The organism is Nostoc sp. (assembly GCF_036917135.1).
GTDB lineage: Bacteria > Cyanobacteriota > Cyanobacteriia > Cyanobacteriales > Nostocaceae > Nostoc.
The window spans coordinates 121650-142099 of the sequence record NZ_JBALEA010000057.1 but is presented as its reverse complement, the minus strand read 5'-3'; the positions used below and the strand labels follow the sequence as shown (position 1 = coordinate 142099).

At 43.8% G+C, this 20450-nt stretch carries 12 protein-coding genes; 8 read left to right on the top strand and 4 right to left on the bottom strand.

What is annotated here, in order from left to right:
- The first annotated feature begins 223 nt into the window (after window positions 1-223).
- The 3 genes from V7K50_RS16625 to V7K50_RS16615 all read left to right on the top strand — a co-directional run bounded on the left by V7K50_RS16625 (window position 224) and on the right by V7K50_RS16615 (window position 8352).
- Window positions 224-1786, top strand: a complete 1563-nt coding sequence (locus V7K50_RS16625) for an efflux RND transporter periplasmic adaptor subunit (RefSeq protein WP_334961824.1) — start codon at window positions 224-226, stop codon at window positions 1784-1786.
- Complete coding sequence (locus V7K50_RS16620) at window positions 1783-4905, top strand: efflux RND transporter permease subunit (RefSeq protein ID WP_334961822.1); 3123 nt, start codon at window positions 1783-1785, stop codon at window positions 4903-4905. The genes V7K50_RS16625 and V7K50_RS16620 overlap by 4 nt, the downstream gene beginning before the upstream one ends.
- Window positions 4906-5229: 324 nt before the next feature.
- Window positions 5230-8352 carry an efflux RND transporter permease subunit gene (locus tag V7K50_RS16615; protein ID WP_334961820.1) on the top strand — a complete coding sequence of 1041 codons (3123 nt, stop codon included), beginning with the start codon at window positions 5230-5232 and terminating at the stop codon, window positions 8350-8352.
- A 583-nt stretch (window positions 8353-8935) separates the two neighbouring features.
- Here the strand turns inward: V7K50_RS16615 and V7K50_RS16610 are convergent.
- Window positions 8936-10336, bottom strand: coding sequence for an amidohydrolase (locus V7K50_RS16610; RefSeq protein ID WP_334961818.1), 1401 nt, complete (start codon window positions 10334-10336; stop codon window positions 8936-8938).
- Between the two features lie 81 nt (window positions 10337-10417).
- Here V7K50_RS16610 and V7K50_RS16605 point away from each other — a divergent pair, with 81 nt between their 5' ends.
- The gene (locus V7K50_RS16605; protein WP_334961816.1) at window positions 10418-11191 is read left to right on the top strand and encodes a cysteine hydrolase family protein; all 774 of its coding nucleotides are present in this window, start codon (window positions 10418-10420) and stop codon (window positions 11189-11191) included.
- 265 nt (window positions 11192-11456) lie between these two features.
- Window positions 11457-11909, top strand: a complete 453-nt coding sequence (locus tag V7K50_RS16600) for a cupin domain-containing protein (protein WP_334961814.1) — start codon at window positions 11457-11459, stop codon at window positions 11907-11909.
- A gap of 397 nt (window positions 11910-12306) precedes the next feature.
- On the opposite strand, the gene hpnI is transcribed toward V7K50_RS16600, so the two are convergent.
- From hpnI to hpnJ, 3 genes are all read right to left on the bottom strand, one after another.
- Window positions 12307-13545 (bottom strand): bacteriohopanetetrol glucosamine biosynthesis glycosyltransferase HpnI, encoded by a 1239-nt coding sequence (hpnI, locus tag V7K50_RS16595; RefSeq protein ID WP_334961812.1) that lies wholly within the window; start codon window positions 13543-13545, stop codon window positions 12307-12309.
- A gap of 122 nt (window positions 13546-13667) precedes the next feature.
- Window positions 13668-14540 carry a hopanoid biosynthesis-associated protein HpnK gene (gene hpnK / locus V7K50_RS16590; protein WP_334961810.1) on the bottom strand — a complete coding sequence of 291 codons (873 nt, stop codon included), beginning with the start codon at window positions 14538-14540 and terminating at the stop codon, window positions 13668-13670.
- A 372-nt stretch (window positions 14541-14912) separates the two neighbouring features.
- A complete protein-coding gene (hpnJ, locus tag V7K50_RS16585) occupies window positions 14913-16367 on the bottom strand; it encodes a hopanoid biosynthesis associated radical SAM protein HpnJ (RefSeq protein ID WP_334961808.1) in 1455 nt (484 codons plus the stop codon).
- A gap of 584 nt (window positions 16368-16951) precedes the next feature.
- Between hpnJ and V7K50_RS16580 the strand changes: the two genes are divergently transcribed.
- The 3 genes from V7K50_RS16580 (at window position 16952) to V7K50_RS16570 (ending at window position 20342) form a co-directional block, all read left to right on the top strand.
- Window positions 16952-18571 (top strand): cyclic peptide export ABC transporter, encoded by a 1620-nt coding sequence (locus V7K50_RS16580; RefSeq protein ID WP_334961806.1) that lies wholly within the window; start codon window positions 16952-16954, stop codon window positions 18569-18571.
- A 19-nt stretch (window positions 18572-18590) separates the two neighbouring features.
- Window positions 18591-18821, top strand: coding sequence for a DUF6737 family protein (locus tag V7K50_RS16575; RefSeq protein WP_334961804.1), 231 nt, complete (start codon window positions 18591-18593; stop codon window positions 18819-18821).
- 321 nt (window positions 18822-19142) lie between these two features.
- Window positions 19143-20342 (top strand): sensor domain-containing diguanylate cyclase, encoded by a 1200-nt coding sequence (locus V7K50_RS16570; protein WP_334961803.1) that lies wholly within the window; start codon window positions 19143-19145, stop codon window positions 20340-20342.
- The last annotated feature ends 108 nt before the right edge of the window (window positions 20343-20450 follow it).

Sequence of the window (20450 nt, the reverse complement as noted above, 5' to 3'; positions counted from 1 at the left end):
GAGTTGAAAGGGGAAAAGAATTTGGCTGTTTCTAATAATTAGGTACCTCGTTCCTGGGCTGCTGCCAGGAAATGCGATCAAGGTGGGCTGCTGCCTGCTTGTTTGACGGGAGGCAGCAGCCTCCCACAAGAGCATTACAAGGCAGCAGCCCTGTAACGAGAGGTCAACAAACTTTAATTTATTTACGCCTAATTACTTACACTAAAATCCACTGGAGGTTCTGATGAACCATGAAATTTCTAACGAGAGTTTGACTGAAAATATTATAGAACCGGAGCTACCGCGATCGCCAAAAAAGCGATCGCCAAACAAGATTACTTGGGTAATTTTGGGCGTGCTGTTGCTGGGTGGGCTAGTTTTTTTAGGTATCCATGCGGGTGCAGCCAAGACAGAGAAAGGTGGCAAATCTGCCCGTAATAAGCAGCAAGTCACACCTGTAACTGTAGCAATGGTGACACAAAAAACGGTTCCCATACAATTACAGGCCATCGGCAACGTGCAATCGGGGTCTACGGTATCGATTACGCCCGAAGCCACTGGCCGGATTATTGGAGTTTATTTCAAGAAAGGTCAAGATGTGAAAAAGGGACAACTTTTGTTTACCCTGGATGACCGATCGCAAACTGCTGCAATCCAGCAAGCTGAGGGAATTGTCGCCAAAGACCAAGCCTCTGTACAACAAGCTAGAGATGGATTAACTAGAGACTTGGGTCAAGTAGACCAAGCGAGAGCCACTTTAATCAAAGACCAAGCCTCTGTGCGACAAGCCCAGGCGACTGTGGGTAAGGATCAAGCACAAGTAGATTTTGCCCAGGGACAGAGCGATCGCTATGGTGCATTGTATAAGAAGGGCGCGATCAGTTTGGATACAGCACAGCAATACGTTGCCAACATCCGCACAGCTCAAGCAACCCTACAAGCAGATCGAGAAGCGATCGCTAATGTTCAGGCTGTTTTGAAAAGCGATCAAGTGGCGCTGGCTAATGCTCAAGCTGTTGTCAAGGGCGATCAAGCTGCGATCGCTAATGCTCAGGCTGTTGTCCGTTCCGACCAAGGAGCATTAGATAATACCAAAGTGCAATTGTCTTACTCCAAAATTTATGCCCCAATTGATGGTCGCGCTGGCAATATTCTGGTGACTCAGGGCAATGTGGTACAAGCCAACAGCACAACTCCACTTGTTACCCTCACCCAAGTTCGCCCGATTCAAGTTGCTTTTTCCATTCCTGAAACAAATCTACCCCAGGTACAAAAGTATATGCAGAATGGGAGGCTGAAGGTAGATGTGACGTTTCCCAACGATCAAGCTCATTCAGTACCGGGTACTTTGACATTTGTCAATAATACGGTGGATAACACCACGGGAACAATTCAACTGATTGGCGACTTTGACAACAGTCAAGGATATTTGTTTCCCGGTCAATTTGTGAACGCAACATTAACGCTGACTGAACAACCGAATGCAACAGTTGTTCCTTCTCAAGCCGTGCAGAATGGCCCCGATGGCCAGTTTGTGTTTGTAGTTAAGCCAGATATGACCGTGGAAAATGTTCCAGTTACAGTTAGCAGCAGCATTGATGGGCTAGATGTGATTCAGAAAGGGCCGCAACCCGGCGATAAAATTGTTACCGATGGGCAAGCGAATCTCGTCTCCGGTAACAAAATCCGCATTAAAACAGCCGGCAATAACTCAAATGCCGATGGAAATTCCTCAAGAAGAGGCAGGGGAGCAGGGGGCAGGGGGCAGGGGGGAGAATCCCCGAAGTCTGGCGGAGGTGATTCATGAACCTCTCAGAACCATTTATCCGTCGCCCAATCATGACGACTCTGGTGATGGCGGCAATTTTGATTTTCGGTTTCATGAGTTATCGCTTGCTGCCAATCAGCGATTTACCAAGTGTGGATTATCCCACAATTCAGGTAAGCGCTTCTCGACCGGGAGCCAGCCCGGAAACTATGGCAGCATCGGTTGCCCGTCCCCTAGAGAAGCAATTTTCCAGCATTGCGGGACTCGATTCGCTCAACTCAACTAGCACTCTGGGACAGACTCAAATTACCCTGCAATTTAACCTGAGTCGGAACATTGATGACGCGGCACAGGATGTCCAAGCAGCGATATCGGGAGCATCGGGGCAAATTGCGACGGATTTACCTAATCCTCCCACCTACAGTAAAGTTAACCCCGCCGATCAACCGATTCTCTACCTTTACCTAGACTCTCCCACACTGCCCCTTTCCCAAGTAGATAATTATGCCGAGACTTATTTGGCCCAAAAGCTATCTACAATCAATGGCGTGGCACAGGTAGCTGTCTACGGTTCCCAAAAGTATGCGGCTCGAATTCAACTTGATCCGCAGCAATTGGCAACGCGGCAAATTGGGTTAGATCAGGTGGCGACGGCGATTCAACAAGGTAACGTCAATTTGCCCACCGGCAGTCTTTCAGGAAATCACAAGAATTTTACAGTCCAAACTAACGGGCAACTCCAGGATGCGGCTGCTTATCGTCAGTTGATTGTGTCTTATAAAGATGGAATGCCCATCTATCTCAATCAACTGGGGCGGATCATTGACAGTGTAGAAAATGACAAGGTAGCAAGTTGGTACAACAATACCCGCGCCATTATTCTCACCATTCAAAGACAGCCCGGAACCAATACGGTAGAAGTTGTTGATACGATTACGAAATTGCTCCCGAAATTGCGAGATCAGATTCCGGCATCCGTGGAAATTGGGGTTCTTTATGATGCGTCTCAGTCAATTCGAGATTCGGTAGATGATGTCAGATTTACCTTGATTCTGACGATCGCTCTAGTTATCTTAGTAATTTTCATCTTTTTACGGAACCTCTCAGCCACGGTGATTCCCAGTTTGGCGTTACCCGTTTCGCTGATTGGCACCTTTGCGGTGATGTATATGCTGCACTACTCCCTAGATAACCTATCACTGATGGCGTTGACCCTTTCGGTGGGCTTCGTCGTGGATGATGCGATCGTTATGCTAGAAAATATCGTCCGTCATATCGAAATGGGGGAACGTCCCCTAGAAGCGGCGTTGAATGGATCGAGAGAAATTGGTTTTACCATCTTGTCCATGACCCTTTCTTTGGTTGCAGTCTTCATCCCCATGTTGTTCATGAGTGAAGTGCTGGGACGATTATTTCATGAATTTGCTGTGACGATCGCAGTGGCAATTATCGTCTCTGGTTTTGTGTCTTTGACTCTGACTCCGATGTTGTGCAGCCGTTTTCTGCGTCCTGTAAATCATGCTAATCAAAGTCGGTTATATCAAGCTTCCGAATATGTCTTCGATCGCTTCCTCGGTTTGTACGATTGGAGTCTCAAAAAAGTTTTAAAATATCACCGCACCACGATGATTTTATCAGTCTTTCTCTTGGCGGTGACAGTTGGGCTGTTGATGATAGTTCCCAAAGGCTTTATTCCAAGCCAAGATACCGGACAAATTACAGGCGTTACCCAAGCAGCCCAGGATGCATCCTTTGATAATCTTGTCAAGCATCAGCAGACAGTTGCTAACATGATCCGCCAAGATCCAAATGTAGATGCAGTCAACTCCAATATTGGGGCGGGAGCGAGTGCTAGTGGCGGTGGGGCAGCAGTTGCAGCCAATTCGGGTAGTTTGTTTATTCGGTTAAAACCGCGATCGCAACGCCAACTTGGGGCTGACGAAATCGTGCAAAACTTACGAGCCAAACTTGCCACTGTTCCAGGTATCCAAGTATTCTTACAAAATCCCCCAGCGATTCCCATTGGCGCCCAACAAAGCACAGGACTTTATCAAGTAGCACTCCAGAGTTCTGATGTCAAACCCTTGCAGGAATATGTTCCCCAACTTGTTACCAAAATGAAGGAGATGACAGAACTCCAGGATGTGAACAGCGATTTACAGTTTGCTTCTGAGATTAAAATTGACATTGACCGCGATAAAGCTTCAACTTATGGTATAACCGCCCAGCAAATTGAAAATACCCTGAGAAGTGCCTACGGTTCCTACCAAGTGTCAACCATCTATGCAGCGACCAATGAGTATCAGGTGATTTTGGAATTAGCACCGCAATATCAGCAGGATATCAATGCTTTGTTGGCATTATACATTAACTCCAGCACAGGAGTTGCAGTACCTCTGAAGACATTCGCCAAACTGTCTCAGGGAGTCAGCCCCTTAATGGTTAATCATAACGGTCGGATGAACGCCGCCACCATTTCCTTTAACCTCGCTCCCGGTGTGGCCTTGGGAAATGCCAACGAAGAGATTGAAAAAGTGATTAATCAGGTAATTCCTGCCAGTATTAGCACCAGCTTTCAGGGTGCAAGTCAGGTATTTCAAAGTTCACTGCCGAGTTTGGGTTTATTGTTAGCGATCGCCATCCTAGTAATTTATCTGATTCTTGGCGTTCTCTATGAGGATTTCATTCACCCAATTACGATTCTTTCTGGTTTGCCGTCAGCAGGTTTTGGCGCATTGTTAACGCTGATAATATTCCATGTGGAACTGAATGTTTACTCCTTCATTGGGATAATTCTCTTAGTGGGCATCGTCAAGAAAAACGGGATCATGATGGTGGACTTTGCCATTGAAGCCCAGCGAGAACAAGGAAAAAAACCGTCTGAGGCGATTTATCAAGCCTGTTTGGTGCGCTTCCGCCCGATTATGATGACGACAATGGCAGCATTAATGGGAACCTTACCGATTGCGATCGGATTTGGGGCTGGCTCCGAATCCCGCCGTCCTCTAGGGATTGCAGTTGTGGGCGGACTGGTGTTTTCTCAGATATTGACCTTGTATTTAACACCCGTGTTCTATATATATATGGAATCTTGGCGGAAAAAGCTCAGTCAAGTTAAATTCCGGCGGGTATTTTCATTTTCAGGCGAGCGATCGTGATATTTAACTTTTTTAAACGAACCGCAAAGGACGCAAAGGAAGAGATAGGAAAGTTTAAGAAGCAGTTCAGGAGGCATTAGAGATGTTTACAAATTAGAGATAAAGTCGTTGCACCTATGACACATTTATCAAACTCACATTGAAATTATATTTCAACACAGTTCAGTTAAGCATTTCTTCCTTCTCTTCCTTCTCTTCCTTTGCGTTCTTTGCGTCCTTTGCGGTTCGTTTAAAAAATTGACTTTGACAAAGAGTTAAGACTTAACCCAAGCGTATTGCATTATTTTTAGCGATCGCCACCACATTTCTGGGAGAACAGAACCCATGAACCTTTCAGAACTCTTCATCCGTCGTCCAGTCATGACCACTTTGGTAATGATGGGTATCCTCATCTTCGGTTTGATGAGTTATCTACTCTTACCCATTAGTGCGTTGCCTAACGTTGAATATCCTTTTATATCTGTCTCCGCTAGTCTCCCTGGTGCCACCCCCGAAACAATGGCATCTTCGGTCGCCGCACCCCTAGAAAGACAGTTTACCGAAATTGCCGGACTCAATTCATTTAATTCCACCAGTTCCACAGGCAGCACCAGCATCTCCTTACAATTTGACTTTAGCCGCAGAGTCGAGGATGCCGCCAAAGATGTCCAGGCAGCCATCTCAGCCGCAGCCGGACAACTACCCGCCGGAATGCCTCACCCGCCCACCTACCGGAAAGTTAACCCCTCTGTCTCACCAGTTCTCTTCCTCTATATGTATTCTGAGACACAGCCAATCTCAACAGTAGATGAATACGCAGAGGTAACAGTTGGTCAGCCCATCTCGATGATTGATGGTGTTGCTCAGGTACAGGTCTTTGGTCAACAGCAATATGCAGTCCGCGTCCAGCTTGACCCGCGAGAGTTGGCATCAAGGGGAATTGGTCTAACTCAGGTGAAAACTGCAATTCAACAGGGAAATGTTGATTTACCAACCGGCAGTCTCTCTGATACTTACAAAAATTATACGATTCAGGCGAATGGTCAACTCACCGATGCTGCCGGCTATCGCCAGCTAATTGTAACTTACAAAAATGGTGCGCCCGTGCGCCTCCAGGATTTGGGGGACGTGATTGACAGTGAACAAAACGTCAAAGTGTCAAATTTGTATAGCGATAACAAGGTGACAAACCGCCATTCTGTTGTTCTCGCTGTACAGCCACAACCCGGTGCAAACACTGTAAATATTGTTGATTCCATCCAGAAACTTTTACCTACACTCCGCGAGCAAGTTCCCAAATCCATTGAGATGGGGATTATGTACGATCGCTCGCAAACGATCCGAGCCTCTGTCAACGATGTGAAGTTTACCTTAGTTCTCTCAATTTGTCTAGTTGTCTTAGTTATTTTCTTATTCTTGCGTGACATCACGGCGACGCTGATTCCTAGTTTGGCGCTACCTGTAGCGATTATTGGTACTTTTGCGGTAATGTATCTGTCGGGCTTCTCCCTAGACAACATCTCACTCATGGCGTTGACCCTTTCCGTGGGCTTTGTGGTGGATGATGCGATCGTGGTGTTGGAAAATGTCGTCCGTTATCGGGAAATGGGCGAATCTCCCCTAAATGCAGCATTGAAGGGATCAAAGGAAATCAGTTTCACCATTTTGTCAATGACCCTCTCCTTGGTGGCGGTGTTCATCCCCATCATGTTTATGAGTGGAATCATCGGTAAATTATTTCATGAATTTGCTGTTACCATCGCAGTGGCAATTTTGGTTTCGGGTTTTGTTTCCCTCAGTCTCACCCCCATGTTGTGCAGTCGCTTTTTGGGTTCATCCCATCAGCAAAGACCAAATCGGCTCTATCGAGTCTTAGAAGGGGGATTTGATTTACTCCTGCGGGGATATGATTGGACGCTCAAACCTGTTTTAAAATACCGCTTGATGACACTGATTGGGTCTGGCATTTTGCTGGTAATGACCGTCTATTTGTTCGTCATCGTTCCCAAAGGATTTATCCCTACAGAAGACACCGGACAATTGATGGCGAACACGAAAGCCGCCCAAGATATTTCTTTTGATGATATGCTGCGTCACCAGCAAACGGTTGTTGATATCATTCGTAAAGACCCCAATATTGAAGCAGTTGACTCTATTGTGGGTGCAAGTGGACCGAACGGTTCAGTCAACGGTGGACGAATTACCATTCGGCTCAAGCCACGCGATCAACGTCAACTTAGTGCTGACCAAATCATTCAAGAACTAACCCCCAAGTTAAGACGCACAACAGGGATTAAAACCTTCCTCCGCTCTCCGCCAGCCATTCCCATCGGTGGACAACAAACTAATTCTACTTATCAGTTCACGTTGCAGAGCTTGAATTTACAAGACTTGCGCCAATACGTTCCAAAACTTGTGGATAAAGTCAAAACTCTACCAGGACTCCGGGACGTTGACAGCGATTTACAACTCAGCACACCCCAAATTGAAGTTCAAATTGACCACAACAAAGCTGCAACTCTGGGGATTACCGCCCAACAAGTTGAACAAACCCTCAGCGCCGCCTATGGTTCCAGCCAGGTTTCTACTATCTATACCCCAAATGACCAATTTTATGTAATCTTAGAAGTGAAACCGGAGTTTCAGCGAGATCCCAGTGCCCTATCATTACTATATGTGCAATCGAGTACTGGCAAACAGGTTCCTTTGAGTGCGATCGCTAATATTACCCAAAATGTCGGACCTCTCACCGTTGCTCACGTTGCTCAACTCCCCTCTTCGACTATCTCTTTTGACACCCTCCCAGGAACCTCTCTCAGTCAAGCTACTGATGCCATCAAGCAAGCAGCCAGTGAGTTGTTACCCTCAACAATTACCCCCAGCTTTCAGGGTTCAGCCCAAACTTTCCAACAGTCCTTCAACGATTTAGGGGCGCTGTTGTTGGTGTCTATTGTAGTGATCTATCTGATTCTCGGTATCCTTTATGAGGATTTTATTCACCCAATTACCATTCTTTCCGGTTTACCTTCGGCGGGTTTTGGGGCATTATTGACGCTGCTGATTTTCCAGGTTGATTTAAATCTTTACTCTTTCATCGGCATCATTCTACTAGTGGGTATCGTCAAGAAAAACGGGATTATGCTGGTGGACTTTGCCATTGAAGCCCAGCGAAAGGAAGGTAAAAATTCCTTTGATGCCATCTATGCCGCTTGTTTAACTCGCTTCCGCCCAATTATGATGACGACGATGGCAGCTTTAATTGGAACACTCCCCATTGCTTTGGGGACGGGAGTTGGTTCAGAAGCGCGTCGTCCTTTGGGAATTGCGATCGTTGGGGGATTGCTGTTTTCTCAGATATTGACTCTCTATCTGACTCCAGTATTTTACATTTACATGGAGGGATTGCGGAAAAATCTTGGTCAGCCTAAGTTTTACCGCTTTTTCTTCAAAAAGCCCAAGCTCAACTGAGAATACTGATATTAACTAAGGTTTTAGCCCACCCTAACCCTCCCCTTATAAAGGCTACGGCGTACACACAAGTCTTTTAGAGTTTCCCTACATTAGATCCCCCCTAATCCCCCTTAAAAAGGGGGGAACCAGATTCAAAGTCCCCCTTTTTAAGGGGGATTTAGGGGGATCTCTAAGTACTTAAAATCACAGCCAACCACTTTTTAAACAACCTCTAATATCATGTCCGCTTGATTACTTATTAAACCCGAAGAACCCCACCCCGCCAAAGCTACGCTTTGTCTCCCCTCCCCGCTCTTGGGGAGGGGTTGGGGTGTAATGACTGGGGTTAGCATAACTAATTATGTGGACATGATATAGGAATCCGATTTGATTTCTGAAAAAATCCAAGTATATGTAGGAGAGCCAGCCGCATGGGCGGGTTTCCCGACTTGAGCGGACTGGCGTTGTGTTACCACGAAGTGTAACGCACCGTATTCTGGGCTTTGGTGCGGCGCTTGGCGACAACACACCCTACGTATTCGTTCAAAAATCAAATATGAATCCTATATAACCAGTTTTTCTATCTTAGTAATTATTCGTTTCACAACCCCATGACTGTGCGATAATGTGCTTCAATTTGGGCGACAGTTTCCGACTTACGCTTTGTCTCCCACTGACTCCGATTAAATAATTCTTGCCGCAATTCATCAACATTAATTGTTGTCACTTTACCATCAGCAACAATTTGCTTGCCATTCACCCAAGCACTATCGACAACATTACTAGGACGACCTAAGACTAGCAAACCAATGGGATCTGTACGCGGAAGTAATGATAAATTTGTCAGATCATAAAGTACCAAATCGGCTTGTTTACCCACGGTTAAAGAACCAAGTTTATCTGCACAATTAAAGCCTTTTGCACCTCCCAAGGATGCCATTTCTACTGCTTGTCGGGGTGTAATCCAATGCTGATAATCGAAGTCTGTAACGTTGTGCAATATAGAACCAATTTTGATCGCTTCTAACAAGTCTTGGGAGTCATTACTAGAGGCACCATCACAACCAAAAGTTACATTGACTCCCCCTTGGCGATATTTTAAAATCGGAGCAATGCCACTACCTAAACGTAAATTACTTAAGGGATTATGAACAACTGTAGATTGAGTTTCGGCGAGGATGGCGATATCAGTATCATTTAACCAGACGCAATGAGCTAGAGTTGTGGCATCGCTCAAAAATCCGATTCTTTTCAAATGTTCCACAGCAGTACAACCGTACTTTTCTTGGGCGAGTTTTTCCTGTGCCCTGGTTTCTAGCAAATGGGAGTGACGACAAAGATGATAGCGATCGCTTAACTCGATACATCCCTCAAATAAAGCATCAGTACATAATTGTATCCCTGTTGGTGCAACTAAAATACTCACACCCTCATCTGGACGATGAAATTGTCTCACCGCCTCTTCGATGATTTCCAATGTTGCCGCTCTTGTGCGAAAATAAGGTTGATGATTCTGGGTTGATTCCCCAGATGGCATACCTGCGGTGAGGGATTCATCTTGAATTAAGGGCGCGATAAAGGCGCGAATTCCCACTTCTCTGTAGGCGCGAGTTGCAATAGCGATGGTTTCTAACTCAAGTCCGGGAATTAACACTAGGTGATCTACTACACTCGTACCGCCGGAAAGTAAGGTTTCCACAGCAGTACCCAAGGCGCTAAGATAAACCTGTTCGGGATCGAGAGGCGCAAAATCATACAGTTCCGCCAACCATAATTCTAAAGGAAAAGCTGACATGATTCCTCGTTGCCACATCTCCGATGAGTGGGTGTGGGCGTTAAAAAAACCAGGTAGCAGCAGCTTATTTTTGCCATCTATGGGAGTACCGATTACCTGTAGATTAGGGGCAATCGCAGCTATTGCCCCATCTACAATCTGTACATCTACCGTTGCATAATCATCACTGACGGCAATCAAAACATTCTGAATGGTGAAATTTACCATGTTTAACCTTGATTAAGTAATTGTATTTTTAACTGAATTTCAAGTTACAAAATAGAAAATGGCGTTGGGTATTGCAATTTTATGAATCTGCCTTTTCGGACATTGGGAGTATCACCAAATACATGGACAGTGAATGATGCGATCGCAGACATCACTCGTCTTCAAAAGATCCCACAAACCGTTATTTTATCAACAGAAACTAAAACCCTGCGCCTAGACTTGGCAAAAACTGCTATCCTCGTCATTGATATGCAAAACGACTTCTGTCACCCTGATGGCTGGTTAGCGCATATCGGCGTGGATGTAACTCCGGCGCGTCAGCCTATTGAACCTTTGAACAACTTACTTCCAGAACTGCGTGAGGCTGGTGTTCCGGTAATTTGGGTAAACTGGGGGAATCGTCCCGACTTGCTCAATATTAGTGCTAGTTTGCGTCACGTCTATAATCCCACAGGGGAGGGTGTGGGATTGGGCGATCCACTGCCAAGCAATGGTGCTAGAGTACTGATGGCAGGTAGTTGGGCCGCAGCAGTAGTAGACGAACTAGAACAGCTTCCCGAAGATATTTGTGTGGACAAATACCGCATGAGTGGGTTTTGGGATACGTCTTTAGATAGCATCTTGCGGAATCTGGGAAGGACAACATTATTTTTTGCTGGTGTTAATGCCGATCAATGTGTGCTGAGTACGTTATGTGATGCCAACTTCTTAGGATATGATTGTGTGTTAGTTAAAGATTGTACCGCTACCACTTCTCCTGAATATTGTTGGCTGGCGACATTGTACAACGTCAAACAATGCTTTGGTTTTGTCACTGACTCCCAAGGAATTTTCACAGCGCTGAAAAACAGTTAGGAGTGAATCAATTTTGGATTTTAGATTTTAGATTGATCCCATGCATAAATGCACACCCGCGATCAATAATTTTAGATTTTAGATTTGTTCTCGCCTTTAAATTCGCTTGAACTCAGACCTTTTTAAATTTTGGACTTCGGCGTGATAGCTCAATCGAAAGCTTTTGAATTATTCAATCCAAAATCCAAAATCTAAAATCTAAAATTAGATGATTTAGATTTTAGTATTTTTCACACCCATCGATAACTTCAGAGGGGATAAGTAAATGTACGCTACTCGTTGTGTAATTCCGGTGATCAAATCTCCCAGAGATTACCAGGTATATCGCATCAGTCCTAATGATTCTAATCGATTAGCAATTATCTTCGATTCGATAAATGCTAATACTTCCTTGACTTGCTGTATAGAAATTTTTGATGTTGGTGGACAAACACCGCCAAATCGCCATCAGTGGGCGGTGGAGATGTTTTTCGTCCTCAAAGGGGAAGCGATCGCTATATGTGACGGCAAGAGTGTAAAGATCAAAACGGGAGATAGTTTGTTAGTACCTCCCACTGGGACTCATTTGATTAAAAACACTGGTTCTACTCGCTTGTACACGTTGACTGTTATGGTTCCCAATGAAGACTTTTCGGAATTGATTCGCAGTGGCATTCCGACGGAGTTAGATGCAGAAGATATGGCAGTATTGGGGAGATTAAATGCTTTGATGTCTTGATAAAATAATTCGTAATTAGTAATACTTCTCTACGAGAGGCTGCGCCAACGGCTACGCTCAATACAAGTTAGTAATTCGTAATTTAATTAGTTGCGGATTTAGGGACTTCCAAGAAATAAATTACCCAATCTTGTGGGGTGGGCGTCTCGCCCGCCCTTGTATATGGGCGGGCGAGACGCCCACCCCACAATAAGTAGTTGACTATTTTTTTATTTGTCAGTCCCTTACTTAAAGATCAATAGAGTTCAGTTAAGCTTGTCTTCCTTCTCTTTCTTTGCGTCCTTCTCCCTTGGCGCTAGCCTCTCCCTTTGGGAGAAGGGGAGACGCTAACGCGAATGCGGTTCGTTAAAAAAAATCACTTTGACAAAGAGTAAAGCCTTAACTGAACCGTATTGACTTAAAGATAGGTAAACTTCCGCCACAATGTCCTAGTCAAAACCTTAATTGATAATTGATAACTTTTATCTTCTTGTACTAGTAACTTTCCATCTTTAGTTAGCTTCATTTGTTGTCCCCGCCACTCTATAGTGTTGCCAATAAAGCCAAAACACCAAATACCAAAGCTTAACAAGTCCCACCCAGGAACGAGCCACAGAAACTTTTTGACAATTGGATCTTTCAGACTGATATTACCAACAATCCAAGCCATTACCAATCTTGTTACCCAACAAATACATAGTCCTAGCCATCCTAGTATTGAACCATTTGTGGCAATCAGCAGCAGCAAGCTGGTGACGATACCATAGGTAAAAATTAGTCCTAGATAACCCCAAGGACGAGAAACTCGTTTACAACGCGCCCAACGAATCTGGCGCTTGGTAGTATCAAATAAGTTGTTGCTTGTTTGTACGTGTTCAACTACATAGTCGGAAAGCACAACTTTGTAACCTGCTTGGACAGGTAAATAGCCAAGTTGGAAATCATCTGCTAAGTAATCAGCGATCGCTTCAAACCCACCGATCGCTTCTAGGACTTTTTTCGGGATGGCAATGGTGGAACCAAAGGCGTATTTTATGCCATTTTCCTGGATGTTGCTGACTAAAACCCCAGCATGAAACTCGGTAGTAGTGCCAATAGCCTCTAATGTCGATATCCATCCTTGAGTTAAGGATCGATACATACAGGTAACTACACCCACGCTTTTGTCTTGCAACGGTTGGATAACTCTTTGCAAATAGTCTGTTCCAACTCGGATATCACTATCAGCAAGGAGTAGAATGTCATATTTAGCTTTGGCTGCGGCGTTGGCCAAATTGCTAACTTTCAGGTTTGTACCGATGATGCGATCGCTTACGATCAACACAATATCCAAGTCGGAAAAATTATGGATGATTTTCTCTACAACCTCTATGCAGGGATCTTTAGAGTTTCGTACCGCAAAGATGATTTGATATTTTGGATAGTTCTGCTGACAAAATGAGGCGAGATTTTCATAAGCATCGCTATCAAGCCCACAAATCGGTTTGAGAATACTAACAGGTGGATGAAACTCTAGATCAATTGGCTGGGGAGCAGCAAAAAAAGTTATTGCTGCATAAATTGCATAACAATAAAACCACACAGATGATATGCACAAAAATAGTAATAAATCAATGATAATCAGGTGAAAATTTGTTAAAAAAGTAGATACAAACATGGATATTGATTAGTCGGCAAATAATATTAGCATTTTCTAGATTCGTTGCCGAGGAGTTTAGGTTTTTTTTATGTACCTCAGATGAAATTGTGATGACAAAGTTATGACTTTTGAATTCTTCTTTAGCTGGTACGTTGGGATAGAAAATGGTGGTTGGTAATTTCAAAGCCGTTACTAAGGAGGGCTTCGCGCACCTCATCGCTTAATAAGGCAGCAAGTTCTGCTTCACCTGCCCCGACATCTTTATTCAAAGAATCGCCATGAATAGCGAACGCTGGATGAGAGTAAATCTCTACCAAGTCTGCGTGGATTTGGGGTATCAAACCAAGTAAGTATTCCTCTGTAATGCCACCAGTTTGCAATAAACCGTAAACTCTTTGAGTAAAGCTAATACCCTGGGATTTTAGTATTGTCTCACCATAGCGGCGTAGTCTGCCAAATACTCCCCACCAAACTAGCTTTGTCAGTAAATTACTGCGATTAACTCTCAGGGTTAACCCCAGTTCTTCACTTGGTAACCGAATTACTTTAATATCAAATTCTGGTGCCAGTTCAACTAAAATACGCAACACCACTGGATGGATATGCAAATGCAAATGTCCATCTACATGAGAGAGAGGTAAACCAGTCGAACGGTATTTTTCTAACTGGGCGCGAATTTCTTGCCGCAGTTCTTGATGGGTTTCTTTGACAAATTGATAGCGCAACCCTGCCAAAAATGGACTGTTGGAAAAGTTACCTTCTTTGTCAACTAAATGGGGAATTTGCTCTGGCGGTAGCACAGAACGTCCACATATCAACACAAGATGTAGTCCAACAGCCAGGTTGGGGTGGGAATTTGCCAAGGTGACAGCCTCTTTTGCAGCATCAGCGCTCACCATCAGGCTGGTGCTAGTTAGCACTCCTTCTTTGTGTGCTTTGATAATTGCTTGATTAACTCCTTCAGAGAAACCAAAGTCATCACCATTGATGATGGCGAATCGATGTGCTTGCATAAGGTTTGTATTTTTTCTGATAGTTGAGCTATTGAGTGAGACTGACAGTAAAACCCTTAGCGAATGGAATTCGCTAGGTATATTTGCAATGGGACTGACAAGAAATAAATTATCCAAATAAACGAACTACAGAGACACAGAGAGAAGTTGCGTGCGCGGGTTCCCCGCGTTGAGCAAACTTCGGGAGAACACAGAGGAATGAGGAATAAGGAGGAGAGAGTTTTTTATCGTAAATTCAAGGGTTTAAGACCCCAACTGTCTTTAATTTTGAAGTAATGAGTAACAAGTAATAAGTAATGGGTATTACTCATTACTCATTACTCATTACTCATTACTCATTACTCATTAATTTAATTGGAAGTCCCTATTTGGCTAACCAACAACTACTGATTGTGCTTTAGCAGTTCCTTGGGTGCGACGATCTTTTAAGTAAGAGAAAAATTCCCGCCCTTCACGCAGGCGACGTACTAACATTTGGGGATCGGTGAGCATTTCAGCGACAATTGGAATAATCGCTCTAGGACGGAAGTAGAATTTACGATACATCTTTTCAACTGCATCCTCAATCTCAGCACTGGAGAGATTTGGATATTGCAGTGTGGACATTTGAATTCCTGAACTAGCAACTAAGGAATTATTGCTAAACCAATTATTTTCTTGTGCTTGACGATAAAGTTCTGTTCCGGGATAGGGAGCGGCGATGGAAACCTGAATTGTATGAGGACTAATATCGCAAGCAAAGCGGACTGTTTCTTCAATTGTTTCTTGGCTTTCGTCGGGTAAACCAATGATAAATGTGCCGTGTACGGTAATGCCAAGTTTATGACAATTTTCCATAAACTTCCGCGCTACTTCCAGCCTGATTCCTTTCTTAATGCCATCTAGAATTTGCTGATTGCCAGATTCAAATCCTACTAAGAGTAGACGTAAGCCATTATCGCGTAGTTTTTTCAGGGTGTCATAGTCGAGATTGGCGCGGGCGTTGCAACTCCAAGTGAGTTTGAGTCGCCGCAGATGTTCGCTAATAGCGATCGCCCGATGTTTGTCTATAGTAAAGGTGTCGTCATCAAACATATATTCTCGCACCTTGTCGCCGAAGAGAGCTTTGGCTTCTTCCATCTCACGCCCCACAGCTTCCGGGCTTTTCGTGCGGTATAAATGGCCACCAATCGTTTGGGGCCAAAGGCAGAAGGTACATTTTGCTGGACAGCCCCGCCCAGTGTAAAAGGAAATGTATGGATGCAGCAAGTAGCCAATAAAGTATTTGGTAATATCCAAATCACGATGATAAATTGGCAATACACTGGGCAGAGAATCCCAATCGTGAATCAAGGGGCGGTCTTCATTATGACGTATATTACCCTGGCGATCGCGGTAGCTTAAACCTGTGATTTCTCCCCAAGATTTACCTTCTGCCAGTTCTTTGCAGGTATAGTCGAATTCGTGGCGACACACAAAGTCAATGATTGGGTTTTCAGCGAGCGTCTGCTCTGGTAATACTGCTACATGCGCTCCAATCAAGCCAATCTGGATATTAGGGTTTTGAGCCTTGATTGTCTCGGCGCACTTCACATCATTAGGCAGCGAAGGCGTGCTGGTGTGCATGATAATTAGCTCGTAATCTTTAGCAATTTCGATTACATCTTCTACTGTTTGATTGTGTGGTGGTGCATCAATCAGCTTACTACCAGGTACAAGGGCTGCCGGTTGCGCCAGCCATGTAGGATACCAGAAGGAAGTAATTTCGCGCTTGGCTTGGTATCGTGAACCTGCTCCCCCATCAAACCCATCGAAGGAAGGAGGACTGAGAAACAAAGTTTTTTTCATAGGTATATTTCCTCAATATATAATTTTACGCACAGTCTACTAGATGCTGCGCGAATAGGTTATCAGGGTAATTCTAATTAGCTTACCGTGATATTTCCGAAGTTTTTAACTAGAGTTCTTCGATAAAGGACTTCCAAGAAATAAATTACCCAATCTTGTGGGGTGGGCGTCTCGCCCGCTCTAGTATATGGGCGGGCGAGACGCCCACCCCACAATAAGTAGTTGACTATTTTTTTGTCAGTCCCTAAATCAAAAAAAGAACCCTAAAGAGCCTGTAGCTTACGGCAAAGTCTCGTCTCTGGGCAATCCTGCGCTGTATACACAAGTCTTGGAAAGTTGCCCCACAGCCTTTTGATCCCCCCAACCCCCCTTAAAAAGGGGGGCAACAATTTCTTAAAGTCCCCCTTTTTAAGGGAGATTTAGGGGGATCTTACTTGTGTACAGAGATGTGTCTGTGGATGGGGTGTTAGGAGACTTTTGCAGGTCTACTGTAAGATAGAAAACTTACCCTAGAAGCGCAACCAACCTAAATTTATCTGCAAATAACTATCTTGAAAATGGGGCATGGGGCATAAGCATCTATCATGAATTTGATTTACTTTCTTTTGCGTTCTTCGTGGGGGATGGTAGCGATCGCGATCGCTACAGGATTTTTGAGTGGCGGTAGTAGTGCGGGGTTGATTGCCTTAATTAGCCATGCTGCAAGTAGCAGTAGTGCTTCCCGAATCACATCCATAATTTGGGGTTTTGGGGGGTTGGCAATAGTTGTATTAGTTACCAGTATTGTTTCTCAAGTGATGCTGATTCGCCTTTCTCAAAATGCAGTCTTGCAATTACGGATGGGTTTGAGTCGGCAAATTCTCGCTTCTGAGTTGACTCATCTGGAAAGTTTAGGGAATCCTCGATTATTGGCAACTCTCACAGAGGATATTCAAGCGGTTGCCAATGCTGTTTATCAGATGCCTTTCATCTTTATTAATTTAGCCATCGTCCTGGGTTGCATAGCATATATTACCTGGCTTTCTTGGTTAGTGCTGGTGCTGCTTTGTGGGATTTCAGTCGTAGCGATCGCTAGTTGTCAGTGGCTACTTAACAGAGGCAGTAAATTGTTGGCTCTAGCTCGTGAAGATGAAGATCATCTATTTAAACATTTTCACACCATTACCGAAGGAGTTAAGGAACTAAAACTAAATTACAGGCGGCGTGAAGACTTTTTAGAAGCAAAACTGCAATCAACTGCTAATAAGTTTCGTCATCACAACGTTAAAGGTCTAACTCTTTTTGCCACGACTTCTAGCTGGGGTCAACTCGTATTCTTTTTTGCCCTCGGTTTTGTCATGTTCGTGCTGCCTAATCTCCTTACCATCAATGCCGAAACTCTCTCTGGCTACATTTTGACCTTCACTTACTTAGTGTTACCAATGGATAACATCATCAGCAAACTTCCCTTATTAAGTCAAGCCACTATTGCCTTGCAAAAAATCGAGTCATTGGGTTTATCTCTAGCTAGTCGAACTGAAATATCCACTGTTCCACCTGCACTTAAATCTGACTGGCACAGCTTAAAATTTGAAAATGTTACCCACACTTACTATACAGTTCAAGAAGACAATAGCTTTATTTTTGGCCCTGTTAACTTAACGCTCTATCCTCAAGAATTAGTCTTCATTGTCGGCGGTAATGGTAGCGGCAAATCTACCCTAGCAAAATTAATTACCGGACTTTACATTCCTGAGAATGGCGAAATTTGCCTTGATGACGAGGTAATTAGTCAACAGAACCGAGAATGGTATCGCCAGCATTTTTCCGTAGTATTTTCCGACTTTTATTTATTTGAAGAACTTTTAGGATTAAAAAATTCTTACTTGGATGCTCAAGCCACAAAATATTTACAACTGCTGCAACTAGATCATAAAGTGAAAGTTGAAAATGGACAACTTTCTACCACTGCTCTTTCTCAAGGACAACGGAAACGATTAGCTTTACTCACAGCCTACTTGGAAGATCGACCAATTTATCTATTTGATGAGTGGGCAGCCGATCAAGATCCGGTGTTCAAGGAAATATTTTACACTCAACTTCTACCAGAACTGCGATCGCGGGGTAAAACAGTCCTGGTGATTAGCCATGACGATCGCTATTTTCATTTAGCAGACCGAATTATCAAACTTGACTATGGCAAAATAGAGTACGACAAAACTTAACCATGAAAATAATTCATAAATGTCTGAACAAAAGCCCATAAGTCCTTGGAACTACAAACCTTGGTGGTGTCAGCCCTGGTCTATAGTTCTCACTGGTGTAACACTGATTGGTTGTAGCTGGTTACTATTTAAAACTATCTGGCTAACAGTTATCGTCTCCGTTCCTGTAGTGGCGTGGATGGGATTTTTTGTGCTGTTTTGGCCGCAACTAATGATTCGTAGTGGTATTTTGGAGTCGTATAAAGAGTAATTTAACCCTGATGTCAGAAGTAGTACTTATCAACTTTCTACTCAACACTTATTATTCCTGAAAGTCAAGCTAGCAATAGGGCTTGCCTGTATGTCATCACATAAGGGGAAGTTCTGAGGGTCGGCTTTCAACCCTCAGAATTTATGTGTATATACATAATTAAATTGTATCAAAAATCTCTAATTTGGCGAAGCACTCTGATAGTATAATAAGTTTTGATAATTTTTAGCTGATATTGATAATTTTCAACCTGGCTGTGGGCAAAAGACTTTGTAAGCATCTATATACTCAGGGAATTTGCACAGTGAAAGTTAGGGTGATATGAACAACAGAGCAAACCAAAGGCATGAAGAACATCATGCAATACAATATTTCTGTATATTCGACCGAATGTTGATTTTCGTTGCAGAGATGTTTAGTTTACGGAGCCTTGCTGTTGGAGAGGTAATCCTGGGATTGTTGCAAAATTTCCAGCGTCCGAGACTTTCCAGCCTCATGTACAGAGACTCATCTGTGAAAATGCCAGCTGCTCCTCTACCTGACAATGAAGCAGAGAGGCTGAAAGCATTGGCAGACTACAATATTTTGGATACCCTACCTGAAGAAGCATTTGATGACTTAACTGCTCTTGCTGCCTACATTTGTGAGGCTCCAATTGCAATAATTAGCTTAGTTGATAACGATCGCCAATGGTTTAAATCTAAGATTGGACTAAAAGCCAGGGAAACGCCTAGAGATTGGTCTTTTTGCGCCCATGCCATTCTTCAACCAGAGGATATCTTAGTGGTTCCCAACGCCATCAAGGACGATCGCTTTATTAACAATCCCCTAGTCAAAGGTAATCCCAAAATCCGTTTTTATGCTGGAGTCCCACTAGTTACGCCCAATGGTTTTGCGATCGGGACATTGTGCGTATTCGATACCACTCCTCGTTGTTTAAGTTACCAGCAGTTAGATGCACTGCGCCGCCTAAGTCGTCAAGCCATCGCTCAGATGGAACTCATTCAGGAAGTTCGCAACCGCAAACAAGCATCGCTTACCGATGAACTAACAGGTTTGCATAACCGACGTGGTTTCTTCCTAATGGCTGAACAACAGTTAAAAATTGCTCACCGTATGAAAACATTGTCATGGGTTATCTTCATTGATTTAGATGGGCTAAAACAGATTAACGACACCCTCGGTCATGACATGGGAGATGCCTTGATTGTTGATGCGGCTCGATTACTCAAGCAAAGTTTTCGTAACTCGGATATTGTTGCTCGTTTGGGTGGAGATGAGTTTATTGTTTTCGTCTCCAGCTACTTTAAAGATGCTGATAGCATCCAAGGGCATCTACAAGCAAATATTACCAACTTTAATCAACAACAAAACCGTAGCTATGAACTTTCCATGAGTATGGGCATAGAGCGTTGCTCACCAGAAAGCAATATGTCACTAGAACAACTAATCGCCAGGTCTGATGAGTTAATGTACGCTCACAAACGTCTCAAGCAGCAATCTATTCGTCAAGGAGAGTAGAGCCAGTGCGTTGCGGAGGTTTCCAATGCTCGTACCTCGCTCCCCTACGTATAAAAAATCAAATATGAGTCCTATATTATAATTTTCTGTTAAATGCTATACTATTTT

Coding starts and splice junctions, on each gene's coding strand:
- V7K50_RS16625 (WP_334961824.1), top strand. CDS start 224: ATGAACCATGAAATTTCTAACGAGAGTTTGACTGAAAATATTATAGAA.
- V7K50_RS16620 (WP_334961822.1), top strand. CDS start 1,783: ATGAACCTCTCAGAACCATTTATCCGTCGCCCAATCATGACGACTCTG.
- V7K50_RS16615 (WP_334961820.1), top strand. CDS start 5,230: ATGAACCTTTCAGAACTCTTCATCCGTCGTCCAGTCATGACCACTTTG.
- V7K50_RS16610 (WP_334961818.1), bottom strand. CDS start 10,336: ATGGTAAATTTCACCATTCAGAATGTTTTGATTGCCGTCAGTGATGAT.
- V7K50_RS16605 (WP_334961816.1), top strand. CDS start 10,418: ATGAATCTGCCTTTTCGGACATTGGGAGTATCACCAAATACATGGACA.
- V7K50_RS16600 (WP_334961814.1), top strand. CDS start 11,457: ATGTACGCTACTCGTTGTGTAATTCCGGTGATCAAATCTCCCAGAGAT.
- hpnI (WP_334961812.1), bottom strand. CDS start 13,545: ATGTTTGTATCTACTTTTTTAACAAATTTTCACCTGATTATCATTGAT.
- hpnK (WP_334961810.1), bottom strand. CDS start 14,540: ATGCAAGCACATCGATTCGCCATCATCAATGGTGATGACTTTGGTTTC.
- hpnJ (WP_334961808.1), bottom strand. CDS start 16,367: ATGAAAAAAACTTTGTTTCTCAGTCCTCCTTCCTTCGATGGGTTTGAT.
- V7K50_RS16580 (WP_334961806.1), top strand. CDS start 16,952: ATGAATTTGATTTACTTTCTTTTGCGTTCTTCGTGGGGGATGGTAGCG.
- V7K50_RS16575 (WP_334961804.1), top strand. CDS start 18,591: ATGTCTGAACAAAAGCCCATAAGTCCTTGGAACTACAAACCTTGGTGG.
- V7K50_RS16570 (WP_334961803.1), top strand. CDS start 19,143: ATGAACAACAGAGCAAACCAAAGGCATGAAGAACATCATGCAATACAA.